This window comes from Brevibacillus sp. HB1.1, from assembly GCF_013332445.1.
GTDB lineage: Bacteria > Bacillota > Bacilli > Brevibacillales > Brevibacillaceae > Brevibacillus > Brevibacillus porteri.
In genome coordinates, this window is record NZ_JABMIV010000010.1 from 88,113 (window position 1) to 112,248 (window position 24,136).

Sequence of the window (24,136 nt, forward strand, 5' to 3'; positions counted from 1 at the left end):
TGTATAAAGGAAGCAGCAGGATGTGAAACAGGAGATGCGATTCACGGCAATCCGATGGTTATTGGGGATACGTGCACTTACGATTAAACTTTCGCTTCAAGTCAAACTGATTCTGTCATTTGTATTCGTTATCTTTATACCGGTTGTTCTATTCTCCTGGTATACGCTCAATGAAGAGTCCGCCAGTGCAATGAAAGAATTGACGGAGAACAACGAGAATGTGCTGGAAGTAGAGAAGATAAACATTGATAATAACATAGAACTGATGAGATGGACCGGTCAGCTTGCGTTATCCAATCGGGAAATGAACAATTATTTGCAAATTGAACAGTTTCAGGATACAGCATATGTTCTTCATATTAAGAAAGATGTGGTCAACAGCTTTCAATATTTTCTGTTCAACAATCCACGAATTGCGAATGTCCGGTTGTTCACGGACAACCTTTATGTGAATGAGATTTGGCCCGTCATCCTACAGGAATCACGTATTCAGGACAAGCCTTGGCATGAAGAGGTGATGAAGCAAAGCGGTGTGCCTTGGTGGGAGATACAGGAGAACGTCGCCCTCACCAGTGCGCCATCCGAACCATCGCAGAATGAGCCCTTCATGACGTACTTGCAGGAATTCAAATATGCGGACAACGTAACACATAACGGAATTCTAGAGATATCGATGAAGTTGTCGAATTTCTTCTCTCAAACGTTCAGTAGCGTGCAGGACATGAACTCTCAGCTGATCGTAGTAGCAAGGGGCGGACGGGTATTCAGCTTGAAGGAGTCACCTGTGTTCGAACAGCACAGCGCGGAGCAGTTGATAAACAGCGTGAAGCTGACGAGCAATACAGATATCGAGACGGTACGGTTCGAGGTTAATGGGCAGTCCTACATGGCATTTCAAAGCTACATTCCGTCGATCGACGTACATTTGGTCAATATGGTTAGTCTTGCGGAGACGATGGAAGGCATTAACCATTCAAGAGTTCGTTATATTGTACTCATTTCGTTACTAGTGGCATTTCTCGTACTGCTATCTTACTCGATGCAGGCGATGATTTTGCGCAGGCTTAAGGCGTTAAGAGAATCGATGCAACAGGTAAGAAGCGGTAACTTCAACGTTGAGATACCGCTGATTACCGGTACCGATGAGGTAGGAGAGTTGGGCTTTCATTACCGTATGCTTATACTAAAGATTAACGAGCTCATTCAAGAGCAGGCAGCTAGGCAGGCTGCAGGTAAAGAAGCCGAGCTTCGGGCGCTGAAGAACCAGATAGATTCCCACTTCCTCTACAATACGCTGGAGAACGTCAAGATGCTGGCGGAGATTGAAGGGCAGTACCTTATATCGGACATAATGACCTCGCTAGGCGGTATGATGCGATATTCGATGGAATGGAAGCGGGATTACGTGATGCTAAGCGATGAGATCCAGCAGGTCCAGCATTATGTAGCCGTCATGAACATCCGTTATGATGGAAGACTTGATCTCCGATTGATGATTGCACCGGAATGCCTCAAGCAGGAATCTCTCAAAATGTCACTGCAGCCCGCAGTCGAGAATGCAATCAAGCATGGGATGAGCCGCATGCATTCCAGTGACGGAAATCTTGTCATTACGATCTCTGCCGTCCGGCGTGATCAAGCTTGTGTCATAGAGATCACTGACAGCGGCTGCGGCATACCGGAAGAGAAGCTAGGCTTATTGAATCAAATGCTACGAATGGAAGAGTCCGCTTACCAGGAGGTCCGGCAATTGTTTGTTCGTAAGGATAACCAGGAAAGCAATGGAATCGGTCTACGTAATGTGGACCAGCGTTTAGTGATGAGCTATGGGGCGGAATATGGTATTCAGATCGAGAGTCAGGAAGGAAGCTATACACGCATTATCATGATTTTGCCGTATCGAGTCATGGGAAGGAGAATGGACATCTATGATTAGCTTGCTTATCGTCGACGATGAGAAGATCATTCGGAGGGGCTTGCAATCAATAATTGAGAGGCAGTTTCCTAATCTGTTCAACTACCGATTTGCCGAGAATGGACAAGAGGCGCTGGAGCTGCTTCGCCAGGAGCCTGCGGATATTATGTTCACAGATATCCGAATGCCAATTATGGATGGGATCGAACTGCTCGAACAGCTGCAAGACCATCCGGTTAAACCCGAGGTAGTATTGCTGTCTGGCTATAATGACTTCGAATATGCGCAGAAAGGAATTCGCTGTGCTGCGAAGGATTACCTCATAAAGCCTGTGGTGCGGGAGGAGTTATTTGCCGTCCTGGAGCGATTAATGCGGGACATAAGGATGAGAGAAGAGAGAGCAAACAAGGCGGGCGAAGATGCCAGCCTTTTTGCTGCCGAGCTAGTTACCATGCATTTGACCCAGAAGGATGTGGGTGATGCTATAAAACAGAACAAACTGAAGCAGGCCGGTTTAAGCTGGTTGAATGCAGGATATACGCTGGGCTTGCTTACGCGACGCGGTGGAGGATCACAAGCTAGCAGTACGGATGCTGCTTCTTTCAGGAATCAAATCGCTGAGCTGTTACAAGGGCATATGGATTGGATGCTCACGCGTGATGGAAAAGGCGGAACGATTATGATCGCACGCGATCCGGTTTTGTTCTACCAGTTGGCACAACGGTGGAGGTTGAGTGTATATGAGCCGCAGCTGCGAATTTCGATTAGTGATTCTGTTCAAGGGATAGAGCAGATAAGGTGGGCATACAACCAAGCGAAGCAAACCTTGAAATACGGTATTCTGCTTCCAGAACTCGATGTGCTGGACTACACCATTATAAGTGAACGCAATGAGCGGCATGTCGTTCCTGTTGAGTTGATTCAACGAATATTGAATCTCTTTGGAATGGGACGCGGGGATGAAATCAAACAGCTTCTCGATCAAATCCTCGATGTTCGCATTATTAGCAGCTGTGAGATCGGCTATCTGGAACGTATTAGCCAGTTACTCAACGAGGAGCTGTTCGACAAGTTGTTCCGCATCTACGGGTATAAGGTACTCTTTCTATTAAGTACGTACGCCCATGTTGGTCACATCGGGAACTTCGATCGATTTGAAGATTATTACATAGCCATCGAGCAGCTTCTCGATAGTCTGGATCGGTTCATCCAAGATCGGAGAGAGCAAGCGCCGACGGAACAAAATACGATGCAAAAAGTTCTCACCTACTTGCAGACGCATTATGCCGAAGATTTGAACATGGCGGTCGTGTCCAACCATTTCTCACTCAATTACTCGTATTTCAGCCATGCTTTCCAAGAATATAGCGGTGAGAGTTTCTCGAACTATGTTCGCCGATTAAGGTTGGACAAGGCGAAGGAACTGCTGGTGCACTCCGATTTGAAGGTGTACGAAATCAGTGATCAGGTTGGATTCGATAATGTGAAGCATTTTACGAGAATATTCAAGGATACTGAAGGCATCACAGCGCTGGAATTCCGAAGGCAGCGAAGACTGTTTGAAGCCCAAGTATGAGCAAAGATTGCACTGAACTTACCAGGACCCTCAAATCATGCGACTACTCTTAACTCGTTGATCCTTGGCGAGTCCTTCTTCACCATACCGGTCGTGTCACGTCACCGTTTCAGGCTGTGCTTAGGCTTCTTATCGATGGCATCCAGGTCAAAGCAGCCGGCGTTGCCTCCAACTTTCTAATCTGCTCTTCTGTAAATAAGGCTCGTTTCAGCTTTCCCATTTTCGTCTCGCTCCTCATCCATACCTAAATTATAAAAAATGACCCACAAGAGGGTCATTTTTTCAAAGTGTCCTTCTTATAGGTCACAGTTCACACCTTTTCATCAATTCTATGGGTCCTAGTTTATTTTAACTCTCGGCTTTATTCCAATATGAAAAGTCTCGAAGGGCTTTATATGAAATAACTGATGATTCCCGAGACTGTTCATTCATTTTGTATTAAGGAAGTGAATCAAAGCGGTATTGAATTCTTCAGGGTGAGTCGCGTTCAAACCATGTGGTCCACCTTCAATTACGACGAGTTGACTGCCTGCAACAGCTTCGTGGGACAGTTGACCACTTACCTCAAGCGGCACGATCGCATCAGAATCGCCATGGATAACAAGCAATGGGATATTAAATTTCGCCAAATCGCCACGGAAATCCGTCCGGCCGAAGGCATCAATGCAATCCAGCGTCCCCTTTGGCGAAGCATAAGAAGCAATATCAAGGTTGTATGCACGGAAGGACTCGCTCACCAGGTCGGTTCTATCCCCGGCTTTAAAGAAATTGTGACTGAAGCCGTCAAGGAAGGCGAGACGGTCTTTTTTCAAACCGTCTTGGAAGCCCTGAATGGTGGCTTCATCCAGACCGCCTTCCGGATGCTCGGCAGATTTATAAAAGAACGGCGGAACCGCAGCAGCCAACACGGCTTTTTTGACACGGCTTGATCCGTATGTGCCAACATAACGGGCAACCTCTCCGCCACCCATCGAAAATCCGACCAGTGTTACGTCGTTAAGGTCTAGATGTATAATTAGCTTATGGAGATCCATCGCAAACGTATCATAGTCGTAACCGTTCCACGGTTGGGAGGATTGTCCAAATCCGCGGCGGTCATAGGTAATCACGCGGTAACCTGCTTCGATGAGCGCTGGAACTTGACTCTCCCAGGAGCGCCCGCTCAGTGGCCAGCCATGTACTAAAATCACAGGTTTGCCTGCGCCAAGATCCTCAAAGTACAATTCAATGGGTTGCCCGTTTTCTGTTCCGACTTTTAATTTAGCCATGCTTTTCACTTCCTATTAGAATTGGTTTTAGCATAGTACACTCACTTTAGGCATATTCCACAAGCTAAGACAGTCATAATCAAACTGTTTTTGGGATGAATAGGCTTATCCCCCGTGGCCGCCAAACATCGTTTGGGCATAAACAACACCCACACCATAAGCTCCGCTGTGTTCCATTACGATCGACATAACTGCGTCATATGTTTCTTCGCGTGCCCAATCGCGTTGGTACTCAAGCAGAACAGCCTGCCAGGTAACGGGGATTGCTCCTGCTTGTATCATGCGTTGAATGGACATGTTATGCGCTTCCGTAGTCGTCCCACCTGAAGCATCCGTTACAATGTAAACTTCATATCCTTCTTTGATGGCTGCAATTACAGGGAAAGCAAGACAAACCTCCGTCCAAAGTGCTGCCATGATGAGCTTTTTACGGCCTGTTTTCTTCACAGCTTCTACGAAATTTTCGTCTTCCCAAGAATTCATTGTTGTACGGTCAATCGGTTTATGATCTGGAAATACCTCTTGAATATGCGGATGAATCGGGCCTGAGAATGTTTCCGCAGCTACAGTCGTAAGAATGATGGGTGCATTGAAAACTTTAGCTGTCTTGGCCAATCCAACCGTATTGTTAATGATAGTTTGGCGGTCAGCACTTTGAACACCAAAGAGCATTTGAGGCTGGTGGTCTACAAGAATAATTGCAGAGTTATCAGCCGTAAGTAAATCTGTCTTCCCGTTAAACATACTAATATCCCTACCTTTTCCAGATGTGATTACAACAGGAATTCCTGCTGCATGTACTCAGTCTATTGAAATGCAATTGCGCAAACAATATTCAATTTCCTATATATTCCATAGAAGAATACTATAAATATCAAAAGAATTTTATAAAGTATGTGCATAAGCAATTCCTATGGCTGTTTCTGGAAAGTAATTTGCGTTATCGAGCATCTTCTTTGTGCATGATTAGAAGGGGGACGTCAATATTGTTTGAACAATTCCCCGAAGAAGACGGAATCATTACGTTCCGACCAGTTGGTGGGACAATCGAGTACGGGGAAGATAGCAAGTCGGCAGTCAAAGGGCTTATCGGTCTGAGGGGGAGTGTACAAAACAAGCAGCTAGAGTTCAGGGAGTTCCTGGAGTTACTAATTAAGTATCGGGAGGTCCGTTTATCCATCAAAAAAGGGCTGAGAGTGTTTCTCTCAACCCTTTTCACTATTTCACAATCAGAAGAGGAATCTTCGATTGATGGATCAGCTTGTATGTCACACTGCCCATGATTTGTTCGGCCATCCAGTTCAATCCTTTGTATCCCAACACGATCACGTCTGCTTTTTCGTCTTCGGCCACTTCATTGATGATCTGTGTCGGATGGCCAATCGCTACTTTCTTCCTGTAAGGAAATTGCTCATGCATAAACAGGTTTTCATATTCCAACAGGAGTTCTTCCCCTATGCGTACCAGCTCTTCCCTATCTTTCCTGACCATGTCTGCCAACACGGGAGAGTAGAGCACCGGGGGAGTGACTACATGCACGAGGATACATCTTGCGTTCGTTTTTCTTGCGAGATGCAGCGAAATTTGCGCAGCTCGATGTGATGTTTCAGAACCGTCTACGGCAACCAGTATGGTTTTGATTTCTTCCGACTTTTCATAACCGTTCGGAACCAATAGTACTGGGCAGGATGCTTTTTTCAGTACCGCGTTGCTTACGCTACCCAGGAGAAAACTCGTAATCGGACCACGTTCGTGTGTTCCCATGATGACTAGATCATGTTCGTCTGCGTATTTCGCAATCACTTGAGAGGGTTCCCCGAATTCATACTCAAGTGTATGGGGAATGTGGTCCTGTTCAACTGATTGCAGCGTTTGTGTTAAAGCAGCGACCGCATCTTCCTTAAGGATCTCCTCAACAACTTTTCGTCCTACGTAATGGATTACTCTGGAAGATGCGAGGGGACGAATAACGTGGAGAAGAGATAAGGCCTGACCTTCTTCCAGAAGAGTTTTAGCAAAAGAGATCGCCTGTGCGGAAACGTTGTCTGAGTCGATAGGCACCAATAATTTATTCATATATACACCGCCTGCTCTTATTTGTCATTATTGTATTGGTTATCGATCGATAATGAGCTCGGGAAACTATAACTCAACAAATAAACACAGCAAAGGTTGTCATCCGTGAATCGACAACCCTTGCTGTGTTAACATGAAGAATTGTTATTCATATCTTAACGATCATTGAAAGCTTTAAGCATCCATATATTTTTCGCAACTGTGCTGTGGATCGCAAGCAGCATGTCGGCTGTTGTTTCATCATTCGCGTTCCCAGCCTTCTCCATCCCTACCTTCAGCTCCTCGACAACAATGTTGAAATCCTCAATCAAAGCATCGATCATCTGCTCGGCACTCTCATTGCCCCTGGCCTCCTTAATGCTGGAGATCTCCAGGTAGCGCTTCATGGTTGCTTCTGGTTTGCCTCCTAAAACGAGCACACGCTCGGCAAGATCATCGATGTAGAGTGCCGCTTCTTCATAGAACTCTTGGAATTTTGTGTGCAGTGTGAAGAACTGAGAGCCTTTCACATACCAGTGAAAGTTGTGAAGCTTTACATACAGCACATTCCAGTTTGAAACTTGTTTATTCAAAATACCCTGAATCTCTTGAATTGTTTTATTTTCTACCGTAGTTTTCATGTAGGAACACTCCATTATAAAAGTGACATTACCTCTGTTCTCATATGGCGTTGCATCTATCATCGTTGGCTTGTTTTAACGGATTTCAGCCGGCTAAAACTTTGAAAATCATACTGCTCCCTCGTGCCCACCAAACATAGTATGGGCATACAAAACACCTACGCCGTATGCGCCGCCATGTTGAATAACAATTTCCATAACGGAATCGTAAGTATCTTGGCGAGCCCAATCACGTTGATACTCGAGAAGAACAGATTGCCAAGTAACCGGAATCGCCCCAGCTTGGATCATACGCTGTATGGACATGTTATGCGCCTCTTGAGTGGTTCCGGCAGAAGCGTCAGTTACAATGTAAACTTCGTAGCCGTCTTTAATCGCCGACAGTGTAGGAAAAGCAAGACAAACTTCTGTCCACAATGCAGCGATAATCAGTTTCTTTCGGCCTGTCTTTTTTACAGCAGCTAAGAAGTTTTCATCTTCCCACGAATTCATGCTTGTCCGGTCGATAGGTTTTTGATCGGGAAAAACCTCTTGAATTTGCGGATGGAGTGGACCCGAGAAAGAATTAGCGGCAACGGTAGTTAAAATGATCGGCGCTTGGAATACTTTCGCCGTTTTAGCCAGCCCCACTGTATTGTTGATCACGGTTTGCCTATCGGCGCTTTGTACTCCGAACAGCATTTGCGGTTGGTGGTCGATAAGGATGATGGCAGAGTTGCTGGGTGTAAGCAAATCAGATTTGTCATTGAACATGTATTATTCCCAACTTTCTTTTTAAAATTTACGACAGCATTTCGTCGCATGTATTTATAGTATTGAAAACCAAATACTTCAATCAATTCTGTTTTCTATATAAAAGATATAGATAGATCCTATGGTTTGAAAGTCTATCAAAACATAGGATCTCCTTATAGTTTATATAGATATACCCATATTGATAGATACTTTATGACGCTAATATAATCAGGGCGAAAGGGCGAAAGAACCTTTTAGTCCAGAGTCTTCCGAGAGAGGAGGCACATTTATGTGGTCTTTATTATTAGCGCTAGGTACCGGGATTGTGATTGGAGTTGTTTTTCAATCCCTGCGTATACCGTCGCCGGCCCCTCCAATGTTAGGGTTGATAGGGCTCATTGGCATGTTTCTAGGACAACGGCTTATCCCATGGATTAAATTGCTGCTGAATCATCAATCATCTTAATAACTCAACTTAGGAGGGGATAAAGGGATGTCGAATGAGACTAACATGATAGAGGCTGACCTATTGATTTTCAACGCTAACATTGTGACGATGGACGAATCTAACCCCATGGCAACGGCAGTAGCTATTAAGGGAGACCGTTTTTTAGCCGTAGGCAGTGATTCCGACATTATGCAGTATAAAGGACCTGTAACGGAAGTCGTGGATGGAAATAAACGCCTTCTGATTCCAGGATTAAATGATTCCCATATTCATCTCATACGTGGTGGATTGAACTATAACCTCGAACTTCGTTGGGATGGAGTGCCATCGGTTGCCGACGCCTTGCGTATGTTAAAAAATCAAGTGGACCGCACGCCTGCACCCCATTGGGTTCGGGTTGTAGGCGGATGGACAGAGTTTCAATTTAAGGAGCGCCGGATGCCGACATTGGATGAAATCAATCTGATTGCTCCGGAGACTCCGGTATTCATTCTTAACTTATACCGACAAGCCTTTTTGAACAAAGCAGCCTTGCGGGTAGTTGGGTATACGAAGGATACCCCTAATCCGCCGGGCGGAGAAATTCAGCGTGATAGTAACGGCAATCCGACTGGAATGCTAATTGCAAGACCGAATGCAACGATATTGTATGCCACTCTTGCAAAGGGACCAAAGCTTTCCTATGAAGATCAGTTGAATTCCACACGGCTGTTTATGCGGGAATTAAATCGCTTTGGAATTACGAGTGTAATTGATGCTGGCGGTGGTTTCCAGAACTACCCCGATGATTATCAAGTTTATGAGGAACTGGATAAACGTGGGGAGATTACCGTCCGTACGGCATACAATCTTTTTACCCAACACCCAAATCATGAACTGGACGATTTTCAATCATGGACAGCCACTTCGCAGCCTTATACAGGCAGCCCTTACTATCGTCACAACGGCGCGGGTGAAATGCTGGTTTACAGTGCGGCTGATTTCGAAGACTTCGTTGAGCCCCGTCCGGAATTGCCTGCTGTGTTGGAGAATGATTTATTCGGGGTAACCAGACATCTGGTGCAACAACGATGGCCTTTCCGGCTCCACGCAACGTATGGTGAATCGATCTCACGTTTCCTCGACGTGTTTGAACGTGTCAATAAAGAAGTTCCATTTAAAGATTTACGCTGGATTTTAGACCATGCTGAAACGATTCGTGAGAAGGATTTGGAACGTGTCGTCGCTTTAGGTGGTTCGATTGCCGTCCAAAACCGGATGGCTTTTCAAGGAGAATATTTCGTTGATAGGTACGGAGCGGAGGCAGCGGAAAACTCACCTCCCATTACGAAGATGCTTACGGCAGGATTGAGAGTAGGTGTAGGTACAGACGCTACAAGGGTAGCCAGTTATAACCCGTGGGTTGCCCTCTACTGGCTGGTTACTGGAAAAACGCTTGGTGGGCTTAGCTTGTACCCTGCTTCTAATCGGTTAGACCGCCATCAAGCGCTTCGTATGTATACAGCCGGAAATGCTTGGTTCTCGAGGGAGGAGGACGTAAAGGGAAAAATTAAAGCAGGCCAATATGCGGACCTGTCGATCTTGTCTGATAATTTCCTCCAAGTTCCAGAAGAAGAAATCAAGAGAATCGAATCGGTGTTTACGGTCGTAGGCGGAAAGATTGTTTATGGATCACTTGAATTTCAAAAACTATCACCCCCGGCTCCTAAAGCCAGTCCGGACTGGGCACCACACAATTACTTTGGTGGTTACTATAAGGCCTCAAATCATGGAGGCGGTGGTGGCGCCGCGTTACATATGCCCCATAGTCATCATAAATGCAATCATCATCACGGCAACGGTTTTTGCGACTTGGATTGCTTCGTGTTCTGATGGAACTTCAGAGGGGTTGCACAAAAGTAAAATAGATTCGAATTCGAAAGGGAATGAGCGAATGTCCAATGTAACAATTAAAGTGATAGACAACGGACCGTTGCGTGTAACGGGTAATGTAGAATTGGTGGATGCAGAAGGGAACCGCTTTGAGACAAAAGAATCTTTCATTCTTTGTCGCTGCGGACTATCAAACCAAAAGCCATTCTGTGACTTGACACACAAAGGAAAATTCGAAAGCACTACTCGGGCTTAATGAATCTAAAAGGTATCGTGGCGGGGTCATGAGTGACCCCGTAACCTTGCAAGAGTGCTTTACTGAAGTCAGGCGGTCGCTAACAGCTTCTTGACTTGATTCTAATGATTAACAGGGGGCATTTTAATGGGTGTACGCTTTTTGAAAATGGCAGTTATATATATTGTTGTTGGTATTAGTATCGGTGTTTACATGGGTACAACACTGAATTTTGCATTAACTAGCGTACATGCTCATGCGAATCTTTTTGGGTGGGCAACAATGGCTCTTTGCGGGTTTACCTATTTACTTTTTCCAAAAACATCAAAATCTCGTCTGGCTAAATGGCACTTCTGGTTACATGGCCTCGGCTTACCTGTAATGCTTATTACGCTAACCTTAATGGTCCACGGCTATGCACCGGATTGGATTATTATGTTAAAGCGGATTGGTGAAGCTGTGGCTGGAACCGGTGTCTTGATATTTGCTATCAATGTCTTTTCTAACGTAAAGGCGTCTGACATTCAAAATAAACGTAATGATGATGTTTCCATGAATAAAGCAGGGGGAGAACATTTTGGGTAACGAACAATTTGTTAGATCGTCAAATATCGCATTCATTACCGGAATCCTTTTCTGGTGTACTTTAGTTGTTGTATCGTGTGTGTATTTAACTATTCCATTAATAGCAGTGTTTGAAGATGCATTCAAAGTGTCGTCTTCGCAAGCTGCTTGGAGTAGCAGTGCCTTCTCGCTTGCTTTTGCAGGTGGGGGTCTACTGTTTGGAGTGTTATCAGATCGATTTGGACGAAAAAAAATGATGCTATCGGGGTTATTATTGCTTACGGTAATAACACCACTAATAGGTAATGTCGACAGTTTTTCTTGGCTTGTTGCTCTTCGGGCCTTGCAAGGTTTAGCGGCATCGATGTTTCCTCCGTCTGTTTTGGCTTATGCGATGGAAATGTTTCCGTCTGAAAGAAGAGCAACCATTATCGGGTTTATTAGTACGGCTTTTTTAATGGCCACTATCGTTGGACAAATATATAGCAGCTTTGTTGTTTTGGAATTAGGAGATTGGTCCTATGTATTCTACCTACTTTCCGCAGTATATGGAATATCTTCTATCTTGCTTACCTTTTTTATACCAAACGACAAAATACAGCAAACAAATGGCAGCTTTGTTACTTCTTTTTTGCGGGTAGGCAATATTTTCAAACGAAAAGGATTGCCTCTGTGCTACATCGTTTCCGCTTCACTCTTTATTTCGCTTGTCGGATTTTTCGCGACTCTTGGAAGTTACTTAAGCAGCCCACTCTTCGGGTTAAGTCATCAAGATATTCTATGGGTTCGTGCGATTGGTATTTTGGGTATGGCAGTTTCTCCGTTTGCCGGAAGATTGGTTACAAAAATTGGTGTCAAGAACGTATTATGCTGTGGATTAATCTTAGCTGGAAGCGGCTTAGGATTGTTAGGTTTGAGTCTTAACCTCATTTATTTAATATCGATGAGTGTTGTATTTGTACTGGGAATAGCTATGGCTCTTCCATCATTAATCTCACTAATCGGTCACATGGCTGGGGAAATCCGAGCGATTGCGGTTTCGTTTCATATGTTTATGGTGTTCATAGGCGCTTCTCTTGGGTCGATCCTTTCCATTTACCTAATAGATTTCGGGGGCTATTTATTCACTTTTGAAATCTTGGCAGGATTATTGTTCTTAAGCATGATTGTGCCCTTTTTTATTCATTTGGAAGAACACAAGGACTTGGAAAAAACTAAATAAACTAATTAAACTAAATCACGATATTCATAACCAAATATATATGACCCTTATGATTTATATTCATTTTAGTAATTCATAAGTATAGTGTATTATGGGCATATGAAATCGTGATATAGACACATGTGTCTATATCACCTCAATTTCACTTGATCTGTTAAATGCCATCATGACCTGGGGTGAAATAGTGGTAATTCGACAACTTGAATATTTTATTCAAATATGCAAAGCGGGAAGTTTCACTAAAGCTGCGGAAGTATTGATGGTTTCTCAACCTACATTAAGTCAACAGATTCGTTTGCTGGAGCACGAATTTGGAGTCTCGTTATTTGATAGAGTCGGAAGGGGAATAGAAATAACTGAGGCAGGGAAAATCCTATTTCAGAAAAGCATCGCCATAATGGGAATGATTGAAGAAGCTCGCAAAGAAGTGTCACAATTAAAACATATGAAGAGAAACGACCTCATCATTGGTATCTCTTCCAAAGTTAGGCATTTCTCTGTATATCAGCGTAGAAACGACATCAACATCAAACTTGCTTAATATGGTTCAGTCCAAAGTAGGTGTAACCATTCTATCCTGCCATCTCGTTAAAAGTTATGACTGTCCAAATATCAAATTGATCCGTCTAACCGATCCTACACCTACTTGCAAGATTAAGCTTATCTACCCTAAGTATAAAGTGATGCCTCATACAACGAAAGCCTTTATCGATTACATGTCGGAATTCATTATAGACCCTTATTAAAGGAGTGAACTCATATGACATTAGAAACGGCAGGGATCCATCACATTACAGCATTTGCACGTAATCCGCAGGAGAACGTCAATTTTTATGCAGGCATACTCGGTCTTAGGCTCGTTAAGAAAACCATCAACTTTGACGCTCCAGAGGTTTACCACCTTTATTTCGGTGATAAATCAGGAAGGCCTGGCTCCATTATGACTTTTTTTCCTTGGCGTAACTCTCGGCGGGGAGAAATTGGTGGGGGGCAAGTAGGTATAATTACGTTTGTCGTGCCGCACGGCTCACTTGACTTCTGGGAAAAGCGACTTAATAGCTTTGACATTACCCCAATGAAAGCAACCAGGTTTCAAGAAACTTACCTTCAGTTTAGGGATAACGATGGGCTTCATCTTGAACTTGTTGAGCGCGAAGAAGGAAGAAGCAACAGTTGGTCATTTGGCGGAATTCCTGCGAACAAAGCGATTATAGGATTCGGCGGTGCTGTTCTGCTCAGCGTAAATGCAGAGAAGACGATGCATGTGCTCGAACATGTAATGGGGCTGAAAAAAGTAGGAGAAGACGCCGAATATTCACGTTTTCAAGCTTCTGGAGATATCGGGAATCTGATCGATATTCCTCTTGATAATCAGAAGTGGGGGCATGGAGGAGCTGGTACGGTTCATCACATTGCCTGGCGTGCGAAAGACTTCCAGGAGCATGAGCAATGGCATCAAAAAGTAACTGAGAGAGGGTATAAACCAACTCATATTATAGATCGGCAGTACTTCAATGCGATTTATTTCCGGGAGGACGGCGGTATCTTATTTGAAATTGCAACTGATCCTCCAGGTTTCGCACGCGATGAAGCTCCCGAATCTTTAGGTGAAAAATTGATGCTCCCGGAGTGGTACGAATCCGAACGTGAGAAAATTGAAGCTAACTTGACCTCAATCGAAGTGAGAGTGCTTAAAGGGGACAAGAGATGAGACACATCTTTGAAAAGGGTGGCGATTTACACGCACCTACACTTGTCCTTTTTCACGGGACGGGCGGGACGGAGCAAGATTTGTTGCCACTGGCAACACTCGTTTCCCCAAAATCGTCCATTCTCTCCTTAAGGGGAAATGTGCTGGAAAACGGAATGCCACGTTTCTTTAAACGAATCTCGGAAGGCGTGTTTGACGAAGAGGATTTAGTATTCCGCACCAAAGAAGTGAATGAATTCTTGAACCAGTCGGCCAAGGAATACGGGTTTGATCGCGATAATTTGGTTGCTATTGGCTATTCGAACGGAGCGAATATCATTGCGAGCCTTCTTTTCCATTATCAAAATGTGTTCAGAGGAGCGATCCTTCATCATCCGATGATTCCATTGCGCGGTATCCAATTGCCGGATTTGTCTAATGCTACCATTTTTATCGGTGCCGGGAAAAATGATCCGATTTGTTCCCCACATGAGACAGAGGAGCTCCAAAGCTTGCTGCGTGATTCGGGAGCTGTTGTAAGAGTTCATTGGGAAAACAACGGTCACCAATTAATCTATAACGAAGCGAAAGCAGCTGCAATTTGGTTTAGGGAAAAATTTCAAAATCAATCGGTATGAAGGGGACGTCCTTAACTTTTATATGAGACCAAATAAAGGAAGTACTGAGATTGTAGGCGAGAAAAAAGTAACTTGGTTGGAACTTTTTTATGATTTGCTTTTTGTAGCGGCAGTGTCAAAAGCAAACCATGTCTTGTTACATTCTAGCCATGGGACCATTTCCGTTGAATACTTAATCAAATTTGTTTTAATATTCATTCCAATCTGGTGGAGTTGGGTGGGACAAACACTCTTTAATAATCGCTTTGGCCAGGATATTAGTAATCATCGGATTTTCATGGTCTTTCAACTGTTTTTTGTTCTAATTATGACAGCAAGCCTATCCGTCAATTTTGATCGATACTATATTCCCTTCTTTGTAGGCTATATTGGATCGAGAGCACTGACAGCCATTCAATATCTTACGGTACACAAATCAAATCGAACACATCAGCGAATGACCGCCAAATATTTGGGGACTTACTTTTGGATAGGCATACTCATATCTACCTTCTCGCTTTTCTTTGACTCATGGATCCGTTATGTGATTCTGTATGCTGGAATAGCTGTAGATATCATGCTGCCATTATTCAGCCGGCGGTACCTGATCATTACACCCACACATACCCATCACTTATTGGAGCGCTTTGGATTATTTACACTTATTCTTATAGGTGAGTCGGTTATTAGTATCCTAACGGTCTTGCAGTCTAGTAGCTGGACCTGGACATCTATTTTGTTCGCCTTATTTACATTTGTATTGGTGATTGCAATGTGGTGGCAGTATTTTGATAATCTGGAGAGAAAAGTGAGTAAGGAGATACAAACAGCCGGCCAAACGATTATTTATGGTCATTTATTCATTTATGTATCCATGGGCTTTATAGCTGCTTCGATCCAATTACTTTTTCAGCAGCAACTACATTATCCACTTATGTTGGATTTTATTTTCGGGGCGGTTCTGCTTTATTTTATGTCAACATCATTTGTTTTCCACCGATACAGACCGAAACATACAAGGCTGCGAGCCCGCTCTTTGGCGGTATTATTAGGACTGCTCGGATGTTTCTATGCGTTGGACAACATTTTTTACGTACCTAATTATATTGTAATTGGAGAAATAATGATGTTCTTTATCATCTATGCGAAAGTAACAACTTGAGGATTATATGGGAGAGTGAAAGATATTGAGTGATGATTCTAAGCAATATGTAGGGAAAGATATCGATGTTATATTTCACCCGGGAAGATGCGTTCATTCGGCAAAATGTGTTAGTGGGTTACCCGGAGTATTTAATATTAAATAGAAACCATGGGTTCATGTTGAGGGAGAAACGGCTGATAAAATAGCATCTCAAATAAATCATTGTCCGAGTGGTGCGTTGGAATATGTATGGAAATCACACCTTTTGAATGGGGGAAAACAAATGTTCGAAATTAAAGAAGGTACAAACGGTTTTTATGTTGGAGAAGAGGATCATAAAGAAGCTGAAATTCATTATGTTCAAAATGGAAATCATATTATTATAGTAGATCACACGATCGTTTCCGATAGTCTAAAAGGTCAAGGTGTAGGACAGGCGTTAGTGAAGAGATTAGTCGAATTCGCTCGGACGAAAGGGATTAAGATTATGCCATTATGTCCTTTTGCCAAAAGTCAATTTGACCGCCATGAAGATTATGCTGATGTACTGTTGTAATAAAATATAGGTCAAATGATTCTAGGAACTATGTAAAAAAGTCGCGCAGCACTGTGCTGTTTCGCGGCTTTTTTACGGAGGTTATTTGAATCTAGTAAAGAATTGCGGAAATAATTGCAGGGCAATTTCAATGAATAATTTTACAGAAATCCCACTATCCTCAAACGACAAAACGGCCATATGAATATTACGATACACTGGGGGATCAAGTTTTCGTATCAGGACGTTTTCAGATAAATGTTCCAGGGTTAATTCAGGCATGATTGCGATACCGAGTCCCTCATGAACCAAATTAATTCCTGTCATGTAGTTATGGATTTCGTATCTCACTTTCGGTTTCCCGCGGGATTTTTCAAACCAATCTATAACTGGAGTTTCAAATCCTGATTTACAAAAAATCAAAGACTGATCCAAGAGATCTGTTGCTTGAATCATATTTTTTGTAGTTAAAGGATGTTCCTTGTTTAGCACAGCATACATTTCTTCTTGGTGTAGTGGAAAGGTGTTGAATTCCTTATCTGGTGGACAAGCAATGATAAAGCCGATATCAATACGTTGAGTATCGATCCATTCTTTCACTTCGGTTACAGTTCCTTCTAAAACGGTAAATTCGATATTCGGATATTTTTTAGTTATGTTGCTGATAATTTTAGGGACGAAATAAGAGGAGGCCTCAGGAAATGCGCCTATTTTGACTATCCCTTTTTCAAGTCCCAATTCATGAGCAATTTCCTGATCAACCTTTTCATAATCGGATAAAATGGCTCTAAAAATACGTATGATGCGTTCGCCTATAGGTGTAAGCATGACTCCACGACGACGATTTCGAATCAAAAGAGTCACCCCAAGTTCGGTCTCAAGACCGTTAACTGCTTTACTTACAGCTGGTTGAGTCATATTCAATTCTTTTCCAGCTTGTGTGAAACTCTTTGTATCAGCAATTTTAACCATTAATTGCAATAATGATTTATTCATAATTCCTCCCAATCAGTATTCCTATTCACTAGCAAGGTATAGAAAGTCGCTATAAACGAGATCGGTGCTTCATTCAATATCGAGATTTGGGGAGGCACAATTTTTCTGGGCTTTACCCAATCTTAATATATACGGAGGAAGGATGAAAGACATGAGAAAAGTGGATGTGAAGGAAAAAGCCAGAGTTCGAGAGTATCGTGTCTTGAATCAGTGGAAACAAGAGAATACTTTTAGAAAATCAATTGATAATCGGGCGGGGAAACCGAACTTTGTGTTTTATGAAGGGCCTCCTACAGCCAATGGTTTACCTCATATTGGTCATGTTCTCGGTCGTGTGATTAAAGATTTCATCGGTCGCTATAAAACAATGTCAGGATTCAGAGTCGTCCGAAAAGCCGGATGGGACACTCATGGCCTTCCAGTAGAGCTTGGCGTGGAAAAGCAGCTTGGCATTTCGGGAAAACAGGAGATTGAAAATTACGGAGTCGCCAAATTTGTGGAAGAGTGCAAAAACAGTGTGTTCGAATATGAAAAGCAGTGGCGAGAACTTACTGAAGGCATAGCCTATTGGACTGACATGGAGGATCCCTACGTCACTCTGACTAACGATTATATCGAATCTGTCTGGCACATCTTGTCTGTCATCCATAAAAAAGGTCTATTGTATAAAGGACACCGCGTGAGTCCATATTGTCCTGACTGCCAAACGACACTAAGCTCTCACGAAGTGGCGCAAGGCTATGACAATGTCAAAGATTTGAGTGCAACGGTGAAATTCAGAAGCAAGACTGGGAGGGATATCTTTCTTGCTTGGACAACTACGCCATGGACACTCCCGTCTAATGTGGCTTTAGCGATCAACAAAGATATCGAATACGCGCGGGTAAAACAGAACGATGAGGTATACGTAGTTGCTAAAAATCTTGTAGAGAAAGTAATGAAAGAAAACTATGAAATAGTGTCTACGCACAAAGGATCAGAATTCATAGGGACAGCTTATGAGCCGCCGTTTGATTTTTTTCATGTAAATAAAGGTCATATCGTCGTAGATGCTGACTATGTCAGCGATACAAGTGGTACTGGTATTGTTCATACGGCACCCGCGCACGGGGAAGACGATTATCGCACATGCATTCAGCACGGATTGGATTTCGTTAACGCAGTAAATCTGGCTGGACGATACACGGATCAAATCAGCGATTACGCCGGACGCTTCGTCAAAGATTGTGACGTCGATATCGTAAAAAACTTGTCTTTCCGTAATCTTTTGTTCTCTAAAGAACGTTATGAGCACAGCTATCCTTTTTGCTGGCGCTGTAAATCTCCTCTTCTTTACTATGCTATTGAAAGCTGGTTCATCAAAACGACCGCGATAAAAGAACAGCTTATTGAAAACAACAGGAAAATTGATTGGTACCCTTCCCATTTACAAGAAGGACGTTTTGGTAAATTCCTGGAAGATCTCGTCGATTGGAATATCAGCCGGAATCGGTACTGGGGAACTCCTCTGAACATCTGGCTTTGCCAGGATTGCGGGACTGAGTATGCTCCAGACAGCCTGAAAAACCTGCGCGAAAAGTCAGTCGAGGTCGTGAATGAAGACCTAGAGTTACATAAACCTTTCGTAGATGATGTCAAATTGCGTTGCTCATGCGGTGGAACCATGAAAAGAACACCAGAAGTCATCGATGTTTGGTTTGATAGCGGATCGATGCCATTTGCCCAATACCACCATCCTTTTGGTGATGAGAAACTGTTCCAGGAGCAGTATCCTGCTGACATAATTTCCGAGGGCATCGACCAAACAAGAGGCTGGTTCTTTAGCTTGCTGGCGGTATCCACACTGTATAACGGAAAATTGCCATACAAAGCGGTCATTTCAACTGGGCACGTTCTTGATGAAAACGGACAAAAGATGTCTAAAAGTAAAGGGAATGGCATCGATCCTTGGGAAGTCATAGAAGAATTTGGGACTGATGCGTTCCGGTGGGCCCTGCTTTCTGACAGTGCACCGTGGAGCAGCAAGCATTTCTCTAAAAGAATGGTAGCCGAAGCGAAGTCTAAAGTGATCGATACGATTCATAATACGCATGTTTTCTATTCGCTATATGCAACGATCGATCAATACAGGCCTGAGGACTACCCTCAAAAAGCGTTTGAGAACGAGTTAGATCGCTGGCTTCTTTCGAGGCTGAATTCCACCCTGCAAAACGTAGTAAAAGGCCTTGAAACATACGACTTTCTAAATCCGGCAAAGCACATAGAAGCGTTTATCGACGAATTTAGTAATTGGTACATCCGCCGTTCCCGTAACCGTTTTTGGAGCAGTGCGATGACTGAAGACAAGGTTTCCGCCTACCAAACACTACACAAGGTGTTATTGACGGTGGCCCGCATGATTGCGCCGTATGCACCACTCATTGCAGATGACATCTATAGAAATCTTGGCGGCGAAGAAAGCGTGCACCTAACAGATTATCCACAGGTGAATACGGCAGTTATCGATGAAACTCTCGAAAGCGAAATGGAAACCGCCCGTCAAATCGTTGAGCTGGCTCGGAACATCAGAAACGAAAGCGGAATCAAGACACGCCAGCCTCTGTCCGAACTTATCGTCTCCATAGACCGCCCGTTCAACATGAGTAGGTTCGCGAACATCATCAAAGATGAGATAAACGTAAAAGAAATCCGAGTAGAGCAAAGTGACAGCAGCTTTATTACCTATCACTTTAAACTTAACTTAAAAGTTGCCGGTAAAAAATACGGGAAACTCGTTGGAACGATTCAAGATCGTTTGAAGCAACTATCCATCACCGAAGCCAAGCAAGTTGTGGACAGGGGTTTCTTGGATGTCATTCTTTCAGACGAAGCCGTCCGTATTACGCTTGATGAACTGCTCGTAGAAAAGCATGGTAAGCAGGGCTTTGCTACTGCTTCGGGTTACCGAATCAATGTTGCTTTGGAAACGACGATAACAGAGGAACTAGAACAGGAAGGGATGGTTCGTGAAGTCATCCGCGTGATTCAAGATTACCGTAAGAAAATGAATTTCCCTATCGAAAAACGAGTGATACTTACTCTTGATGTCGATGACCAGATGAAAGTAGCGTTGGAACGTTTTGATCATGTTTTGCAGGAAAACGTAATATTGTCGGAGATCAAATTTGTTAAAAAAATAGGCATGGAGACGGTTTCGATTGGGGACAAAAACTTCGGGTTACTGATTGAATAACAAAAATATGGAATTATAACCCTAAATACCAAATAGGCAAATTCAATTGGACAAAGGAGTGTACGAATATGAAAACGATGGGTATTCACCATATTACTGCAATTGTAGGTCATCCACAGGAAAATGTGGATTTTTATGCAGGAGTATTAGGTTTGCGTTTAGTAAAACAAACGGTTAATTTTGATGATCCAGGAACATATCATTTGTATTTTGGAAATGAAAGTGGAAAACCGGGAACCATTATCACATTTTTCCCATGGCCAGGTGCTCGCCAAGGAGTAATCGGCGGCGGTCAAGTGGGGGTAACTTCTTACGTTGTCCCAAAAGGTGCTATGGACTTTTGGGAAAAAAGACTGGAGAAATTTCAAATCCCTTTTGTAAAAATGGAACGGTTTGGAGAGCAGTATTTACAATTTGACGATCCCCATGGCCTGCATTTGGAAATAGTTGAAAGAGAAGAAGGGAAAGCTAACACCTGGAATTTTGGTGAAATCACTTCCGCGTTCGCAATAAAAGGATTTGGCGGAGCTACACTTTTATCCATACGTCCGGAAAAAACCGGAGAACTATTGGAAAAAGTGATGGGCCTACAGATGATTGGTACAGAAGGTGATTTCATCCGGTTTCGTTCCACAGCTGATATCGGAAATGTGATTGATCTAAAATTATCACCTATGGCTAGAGGAGCTATGGGCGTTGGAACAGTACATCACATTGCTTGGCGGGCTTTACATGACCAAGATCAATTGGTTTGGAAAAATTATGTTGAAGCACATGGTTATGGTGTTACCCCTGTACAAGATCGAAACTATTTTAATGCGATTTACTTTAGAGAGCACGGCGAAATTCTTTTTGAAATCGCAACAGATCCGCCAGGCTTCGCTCACGACGAGTCACATGAGACCATGGGAGAAAAACTGATGTTACCTGAACAATATGAACCGCATCGAGAACAGATTGAACGTGTGTTGTTGCCATTTCAAGTAAGAGAATTAGACTAACTTACGCTGGGACTTCAAAAAGAGCTTAAAAGGTAACAACTACCCTATGTTTTTATGTCGAATCAGGTTTACCACTTGAACGAGATGGATATCGTAGAGTGTGTTGTATAACGAACTATTTTATTTAAGGAGATTTTTTACATGAATATCAAACTTGCAATCGTGTATTACAGCTCCACCGGAACTAACTTTCAATTAGCTCAATGGGCTGCGGAAGGGGCAAAGGAAGCCGGCGCGGAAGTGAAAATCTTTAAGGTTCAAGAATTGGCATCTCAAGCAGTGATTGATAGGAATCCGGCTTGGAAAGCCCATGTGGAAGCCACAAAAGATATTCCAGTTATTACACCGGATGACATCGTTGAAGCTGATGCCATTATTTTCAGTACGCCTACACGTTTCGGAAACATTGCCGCCCAAATGAAACAATTTTTAGATACAACAGGTGGAATCTGGTTCCATGGAAAAACGGTTAATAAAGTGGTAAGTGCAATGACTTCTGCTCAAAACGCTCACGGTGGTCAAGAAGCGACTATCCTTAACTTATACACCTCCATGTATCACTGGGGGGCAATCGTGGTTGCTCCAGGATATACTGATGCTTCCTTGTTCGCTGCCGGAGGGAATCCGTATGGAACAAGCATATCTGTCGATCAAAACAATCAAATTGTTGGAGATAAGGAAGCTTATCAAAATGCCGTTAAACATCAAGCGAAGCGTGTGGTTACGGTAGCTGAATGGGTTAAAAAAGGAATGCAATAAAAAATTATCTCTATACAAGGAAAGCATATAATCGTGATCCGAATGAACGTGAGACAACTAACGTACGGGTAATTCACGGGGTATCTACAAAAACGCCTGGTAACACGGGCGTTTTTTGTTTGTGCGAGGGGGAAGTGTTGTGTGATACCATGGAAAATATTGCTGAGTCATTCTGTAGAGAGAAAATTACATTGGCGTATTTGGAAAGGGGAGAAGGAAATGTCCACGATCGAACAGATTACCGAGCATATCTTGATTATGCATGCAAGTCATGACACGGATCGCCCCATCCTAGCAGCCATTACGGGGGCAAGAAAAACCCTCTTGATTGATGCTGGAAATTCACCGGCGCATGCCGATTTGTTTCGTCAGGAGTTGCAAAGGCTAGGCGTTCGTCTTCCAGATCTGCTCATACTGACTCATTGGCACTGGGATCATACATTCGGAATGTCAGCATGGGATCTACCTACCATCGCGCAGGCAAAAACCGCACATTCATTGAGCAAACTGATGGGGCTGGAATGGTCGGATGAAGTCATGGAACAGCTCTGTAAGGAGAAGATCATCAATGCCAGTACGATGGCGAACATCAAAAAAGAGTACGGAATGAACCGGGACTTGATCCGAATAGTCGAGCCGGATATCCTATTCGATGAATCGATCACGATTGACCTTGGTGGCGTGACATGTCAGGTGAACCGTGTCGGAGGAGATCATTCGGAAGATTCGTGCTATGTGTACGTAAAAGAGGATCAAACGCTGTTCCTGGGAGATGCCTTGGGTCCCTCAGTCTATGGCGGACCGCGCAGTTATACAGCCTCCCGTTTTCTGCGCGTGTTGAAGCAAGCGTACCAGTCTGAAGCAATCCTTTTCGTGGAATCGCACGGTCGGCCATTGGATCGAGCTGCTTTTCAAAAGGAGCTCAGTGATTGGGAGCAGCTAGCTCTGCTCGCAGAGCAATACGGGCAAAACAGAGAACGGATTGTAAGCGAGATGTGTACCTTCCTCCGGGTGTCAGAGCTTCCTCGTGAATTTTCAGAAGCTCTCGAATGGTTCATGGTAGGGGCTGCCTATCAATGATCCGATTCATTGGGTTGGTACATATGATTTTGTGATAGCTATCTACTAAAACTCTTACAACCGCAAAATTGAAAGTAAGGTATATGATTTGCAATATTGTACAAACTGATAATAGATACGGAATTACAGATGTGTTTCCTATAACCCACGGCTGGTTAAGCCATACACAATTAGTTAGGCCATTTGATTTCGTTCGTGACCCATAATTCTTAATTGAATGATGGGTTTTTTAATTTGTATGAGTAATATCGTTTTGATTGTTTCAAGAGAATACTGTTGGTTCTCTTTTTCATAAAGGTGATGGGACTATTTATGCGTCGCTCTAGATGGGAGATAGTGGTATATTGAATCATAACGGAAATGGAGGGAGACAGCCATGGAGAAACACCGAGTATTGTTGCTCGGGGGAAGCGTCTACTTGGGGAGTCAAATCTATCATGAGCTTTTGCAGCGATACTGCAAGAGTTTTCACGAACGGCTACAGACCCGTTGTCGTCAGGCGGGATGGGAAAATGCAATTGGTAACGATAGCGACAAAGGAGAGTAGAGAA

The 24,136-nt window shown here is 43.4% G+C and carries 24 protein-coding genes and 1 pseudogene; 19 read left to right on the forward strand and 6 right to left on the reverse strand.

The window, feature by feature from the left end:
• Positions 1–34: 34 nt before the first annotated feature.
• Positions 35–1,936 carry a sensor histidine kinase gene (locus tag HPY27_RS22940; protein ID WP_174226118.1) on the forward strand — a complete coding sequence of 634 codons (1,902 nt, stop codon included), beginning with the start codon at positions 35–37 and terminating at the stop codon, positions 1,934–1,936.
• Positions 1,929–3,491: a response regulator gene (locus HPY27_RS22945; RefSeq protein ID WP_173624010.1), complete on the forward strand. Its 1,563-nt coding sequence runs from the start codon at positions 1,929–1,931 to the stop codon at positions 3,489–3,491. The genes HPY27_RS22940 and HPY27_RS22945 overlap by 8 nt, the downstream gene beginning before the upstream one ends.
• 428 nt (positions 3,492–3,919) lie before the next feature.
• On the opposite strand, the gene HPY27_RS22950 is transcribed toward HPY27_RS22945, so the two are convergent.
• The 5 genes from HPY27_RS22950 to HPY27_RS22970 form a co-directional block, all read right to left on the reverse strand.
• Entirely contained in the window at positions 3,920–4,759 is an 840-nt protein-coding gene (locus tag HPY27_RS22950) for an alpha/beta fold hydrolase (protein ID WP_017252130.1), read from the reverse strand.
• 105 nt (positions 4,760–4,864) lie between these two features.
• On the reverse strand, positions 4,865–5,503 hold the full coding sequence (locus HPY27_RS22955; RefSeq protein ID WP_017252129.1) for a hydrolase: 639 nt from the start codon (positions 5,501–5,503) through the stop codon (positions 4,865–4,867).
• 474 nt (positions 5,504–5,977) lie between these two features.
• Positions 5,978–6,835 carry a universal stress protein gene (locus HPY27_RS22960; RefSeq protein WP_174226050.1) on the reverse strand — a complete coding sequence of 286 codons (858 nt, stop codon included), beginning with the start codon at positions 6,833–6,835 and terminating at the stop codon, positions 5,978–5,980.
• 155 nt (positions 6,836–6,990) lie between these two features.
• Positions 6,991–7,455, reverse strand: coding sequence for a Dps family protein (locus HPY27_RS22965; RefSeq protein WP_174226051.1), 465 nt, complete (start codon positions 7,453–7,455; stop codon positions 6,991–6,993).
• A gap of 108 nt (positions 7,456–7,563) precedes the next feature.
• Positions 7,564–8,208, reverse strand: a complete 645-nt coding sequence (locus HPY27_RS22970) for a hydrolase (RefSeq protein ID WP_017252126.1) — start codon at positions 8,206–8,208, stop codon at positions 7,564–7,566.
• Between the two features lie 271 nt (positions 8,209–8,479).
• On the opposite strand from HPY27_RS22970, the gene HPY27_RS22975 reads away from it, so the two are divergent.
• The 12 genes and pseudogenes from HPY27_RS22975 (at position 8,480) to HPY27_RS29955 (ending at position 16,538) form a co-directional block, all read left to right on the forward strand.
• Positions 8,480–8,656: a XapX domain-containing protein gene (locus HPY27_RS22975; protein WP_017252125.1), complete on the forward strand. Its 177-nt coding sequence runs from the start codon at positions 8,480–8,482 to the stop codon at positions 8,654–8,656.
• A gap of 27 nt (positions 8,657–8,683) precedes the next feature.
• Positions 8,684–10,510: an amidohydrolase gene (locus HPY27_RS22980; protein ID WP_017252124.1), complete on the forward strand. Its 1,827-nt coding sequence runs from the start codon at positions 8,684–8,686 to the stop codon at positions 10,508–10,510.
• 61 nt (positions 10,511–10,571) lie between these two features.
• Complete coding sequence (locus tag HPY27_RS22985; RefSeq protein ID WP_017252123.1) at positions 10,572–10,766, forward strand: CDGSH iron-sulfur domain-containing protein; 195 nt, start codon at positions 10,572–10,574, stop codon at positions 10,764–10,766.
• Positions 10,767–10,892: 126 nt separating this feature from the next.
• Positions 10,893–11,330, forward strand: a complete 438-nt coding sequence (locus tag HPY27_RS22990; RefSeq protein ID WP_017252122.1) for a hypothetical protein — start codon at positions 10,893–10,895, stop codon at positions 11,328–11,330.
• The gene (locus tag HPY27_RS22995; RefSeq protein ID WP_174226052.1) at positions 11,323–12,531 is read left to right on the forward strand and encodes an MFS transporter; all 1,209 of its coding nucleotides are present in this window, start codon (positions 11,323–11,325) and stop codon (positions 12,529–12,531) included. Before HPY27_RS22990 ends, HPY27_RS22995 begins: the two co-directional genes overlap by 8 nt.
• Positions 12,532–12,715: 184 nt before the next feature.
• Positions 12,716–13,072: a LysR family transcriptional regulator gene (locus HPY27_RS30445; RefSeq protein ID WP_017252120.1), complete on the forward strand. Its 357-nt coding sequence runs from the start codon at positions 12,716–12,718 to the stop codon at positions 13,070–13,072.
• 1 nt (position 13,073) lies between these two features.
• A complete protein-coding gene (locus HPY27_RS23005; RefSeq protein ID WP_238144511.1) occupies positions 13,074–13,277 on the forward strand; it encodes a LysR family transcriptional regulator substrate-binding protein in 204 nt (67 codons plus the stop codon).
• A 14-nt stretch (positions 13,278–13,291) separates the two neighbouring features.
• Positions 13,292–14,242 carry a ring-cleaving dioxygenase gene (locus tag HPY27_RS23010; protein WP_174226053.1) on the forward strand — a complete coding sequence of 317 codons (951 nt, stop codon included), beginning with the start codon at positions 13,292–13,294 and terminating at the stop codon, positions 14,240–14,242.
• On the forward strand, positions 14,239–14,859 hold the full coding sequence (locus HPY27_RS23015; RefSeq protein ID WP_017252118.1) for an alpha/beta hydrolase: 621 nt from the start codon (positions 14,239–14,241) through the stop codon (positions 14,857–14,859). The genes HPY27_RS23010 and HPY27_RS23015 overlap by 4 nt, the downstream gene beginning before the upstream one ends.
• 22 nt (positions 14,860–14,881) lie before the next feature.
• Positions 14,882–16,000: a low temperature requirement protein A gene (locus HPY27_RS23020; protein ID WP_174226054.1), complete on the forward strand. Its 1,119-nt coding sequence runs from the start codon at positions 14,882–14,884 to the stop codon at positions 15,998–16,000.
• Positions 16,001–16,025: 25 nt separating this feature from the next.
• Positions 16,026–16,220: pseudogene (locus HPY27_RS29950) on the forward strand ((4Fe-4S)-binding protein); the annotation flags it as partial.
• 45 nt (positions 16,221–16,265) lie between these two features.
• The gene (locus HPY27_RS29955) at positions 16,266–16,538 is read left to right on the forward strand and encodes a GNAT family N-acetyltransferase (protein ID WP_217438073.1); all 273 of its coding nucleotides are present in this window, start codon (positions 16,266–16,268) and stop codon (positions 16,536–16,538) included.
• 81 nt (positions 16,539–16,619) lie between these two features.
• On the opposite strand, the gene HPY27_RS23030 is transcribed toward HPY27_RS29955, so the two are convergent.
• Complete coding sequence (locus HPY27_RS23030) at positions 16,620–17,513, reverse strand: LysR family transcriptional regulator (RefSeq protein WP_174226055.1); 894 nt, start codon at positions 17,511–17,513, stop codon at positions 16,620–16,622.
• Positions 17,514–17,664: 151 nt separating this feature from the next.
• On the opposite strand from HPY27_RS23030, the gene ileS reads away from it, so the two are divergent.
• The 5 genes from ileS (at position 17,665) to HPY27_RS23055 (ending at position 24,132) form a co-directional block, all read left to right on the forward strand.
• A complete protein-coding gene (gene ileS / locus HPY27_RS23035) occupies positions 17,665–20,745 on the forward strand; it encodes an isoleucine--tRNA ligase (protein ID WP_174226056.1) in 3,081 nt (1,026 codons plus the stop codon).
• 68 nt (positions 20,746–20,813) lie between these two features.
• Complete coding sequence (locus tag HPY27_RS23040) at positions 20,814–21,746, forward strand: ring-cleaving dioxygenase (protein WP_017252113.1); 933 nt, start codon at positions 20,814–20,816, stop codon at positions 21,744–21,746.
• 141 nt (positions 21,747–21,887) lie between these two features.
• The gene (gene wrbA, locus HPY27_RS23045; protein ID WP_017252112.1) at positions 21,888–22,505 is read left to right on the forward strand and encodes an NAD(P)H:quinone oxidoreductase; all 618 of its coding nucleotides are present in this window, start codon (positions 21,888–21,890) and stop codon (positions 22,503–22,505) included.
• Between the two features lie 219 nt (positions 22,506–22,724).
• On the forward strand, positions 22,725–23,585 hold the full coding sequence (locus HPY27_RS23050) for an MBL fold metallo-hydrolase (RefSeq protein WP_174226057.1): 861 nt from the start codon (positions 22,725–22,727) through the stop codon (positions 23,583–23,585).
• Between the two features lie 376 nt (positions 23,586–23,961).
• Positions 23,962–24,132, forward strand: coding sequence for a hypothetical protein (locus HPY27_RS23055; protein WP_174226058.1), 171 nt, complete (start codon positions 23,962–23,964; stop codon positions 24,130–24,132).
• Positions 24,133–24,136 lie beyond the last annotated feature (4 nt).

Bases quoted from the DNA above. Each gene is read 5' to 3' on its own strand.
- HPY27_RS22940 (WP_174226118.1), top strand. From the start codon at position 35: ATGCGATTCACGGCAATCCGATGGTTATTGGGGATACGTGCACTTACG.
- HPY27_RS22945 (WP_173624010.1), top strand. From the start codon at position 1,929: ATGATTAGCTTGCTTATCGTCGACGATGAGAAGATCATTCGGAGGGGC.
- HPY27_RS22950 (WP_017252130.1), bottom strand. From the start codon at position 4,759: ATGGCTAAATTAAAAGTCGGAACAGAAAACGGGCAACCCATTGAATTG.
- HPY27_RS22955 (WP_017252129.1), bottom strand. From the start codon at position 5,503: ATGTTTAACGGGAAGACAGATTTACTTACGGCTGATAACTCTGCAATT.
- HPY27_RS22960 (WP_174226050.1), bottom strand. From the start codon at position 6,835: ATGAATAAATTATTGGTGCCTATCGACTCAGACAACGTTTCCGCACAG.
- HPY27_RS22965 (WP_174226051.1), bottom strand. From the start codon at position 7,455: ATGAAAACTACGGTAGAAAATAAAACAATTCAAGAGATTCAGGGTATT.
- HPY27_RS22970 (WP_017252126.1), bottom strand. From the start codon at position 8,208: ATGTTCAATGACAAATCTGATTTGCTTACACCCAGCAACTCTGCCATC.
- HPY27_RS22975 (WP_017252125.1), top strand. From the start codon at position 8,480: ATGTGGTCTTTATTATTAGCGCTAGGTACCGGGATTGTGATTGGAGTT.
- HPY27_RS22980 (WP_017252124.1), top strand. From the start codon at position 8,684: ATGTCGAATGAGACTAACATGATAGAGGCTGACCTATTGATTTTCAAC.
- HPY27_RS22985 (WP_017252123.1), top strand. From the start codon at position 10,572: ATGTCCAATGTAACAATTAAAGTGATAGACAACGGACCGTTGCGTGTA.
- HPY27_RS22990 (WP_017252122.1), top strand. From the start codon at position 10,893: ATGGGTGTACGCTTTTTGAAAATGGCAGTTATATATATTGTTGTTGGT.
- HPY27_RS23005 (WP_238144511.1), top strand. From the start codon at position 13,074: ATGGTTCAGTCCAAAGTAGGTGTAACCATTCTATCCTGCCATCTCGTT.
- HPY27_RS23010 (WP_174226053.1), top strand. From the start codon at position 13,292: ATGACATTAGAAACGGCAGGGATCCATCACATTACAGCATTTGCACGT.
- HPY27_RS23015 (WP_017252118.1), top strand. From the start codon at position 14,239: ATGAGACACATCTTTGAAAAGGGTGGCGATTTACACGCACCTACACTT.
- HPY27_RS23020 (WP_174226054.1), top strand. From the start codon at position 14,882: ATGAGACCAAATAAAGGAAGTACTGAGATTGTAGGCGAGAAAAAAGTA.
- HPY27_RS29955 (WP_217438073.1), top strand. From the start codon at position 16,266: ATGTTCGAAATTAAAGAAGGTACAAACGGTTTTTATGTTGGAGAAGAG.
- HPY27_RS23030 (WP_174226055.1), bottom strand. From the start codon at position 17,513: ATGAATAAATCATTATTGCAATTAATGGTTAAAATTGCTGATACAAAG.
- ileS (WP_174226056.1), top strand. From the start codon at position 17,665: ATGAGAAAAGTGGATGTGAAGGAAAAAGCCAGAGTTCGAGAGTATCGT.
- HPY27_RS23040 (WP_017252113.1), top strand. From the start codon at position 20,814: ATGAAAACGATGGGTATTCACCATATTACTGCAATTGTAGGTCATCCA.
- wrbA (WP_017252112.1), top strand. From the start codon at position 21,888: ATGAATATCAAACTTGCAATCGTGTATTACAGCTCCACCGGAACTAAC.
- HPY27_RS23050 (WP_174226057.1), top strand. From the start codon at position 22,725: ATGTCCACGATCGAACAGATTACCGAGCATATCTTGATTATGCATGCA.
- HPY27_RS23055 (WP_174226058.1), top strand. From the start codon at position 23,962: ATGGAGAAACACCGAGTATTGTTGCTCGGGGGAAGCGTCTACTTGGGG.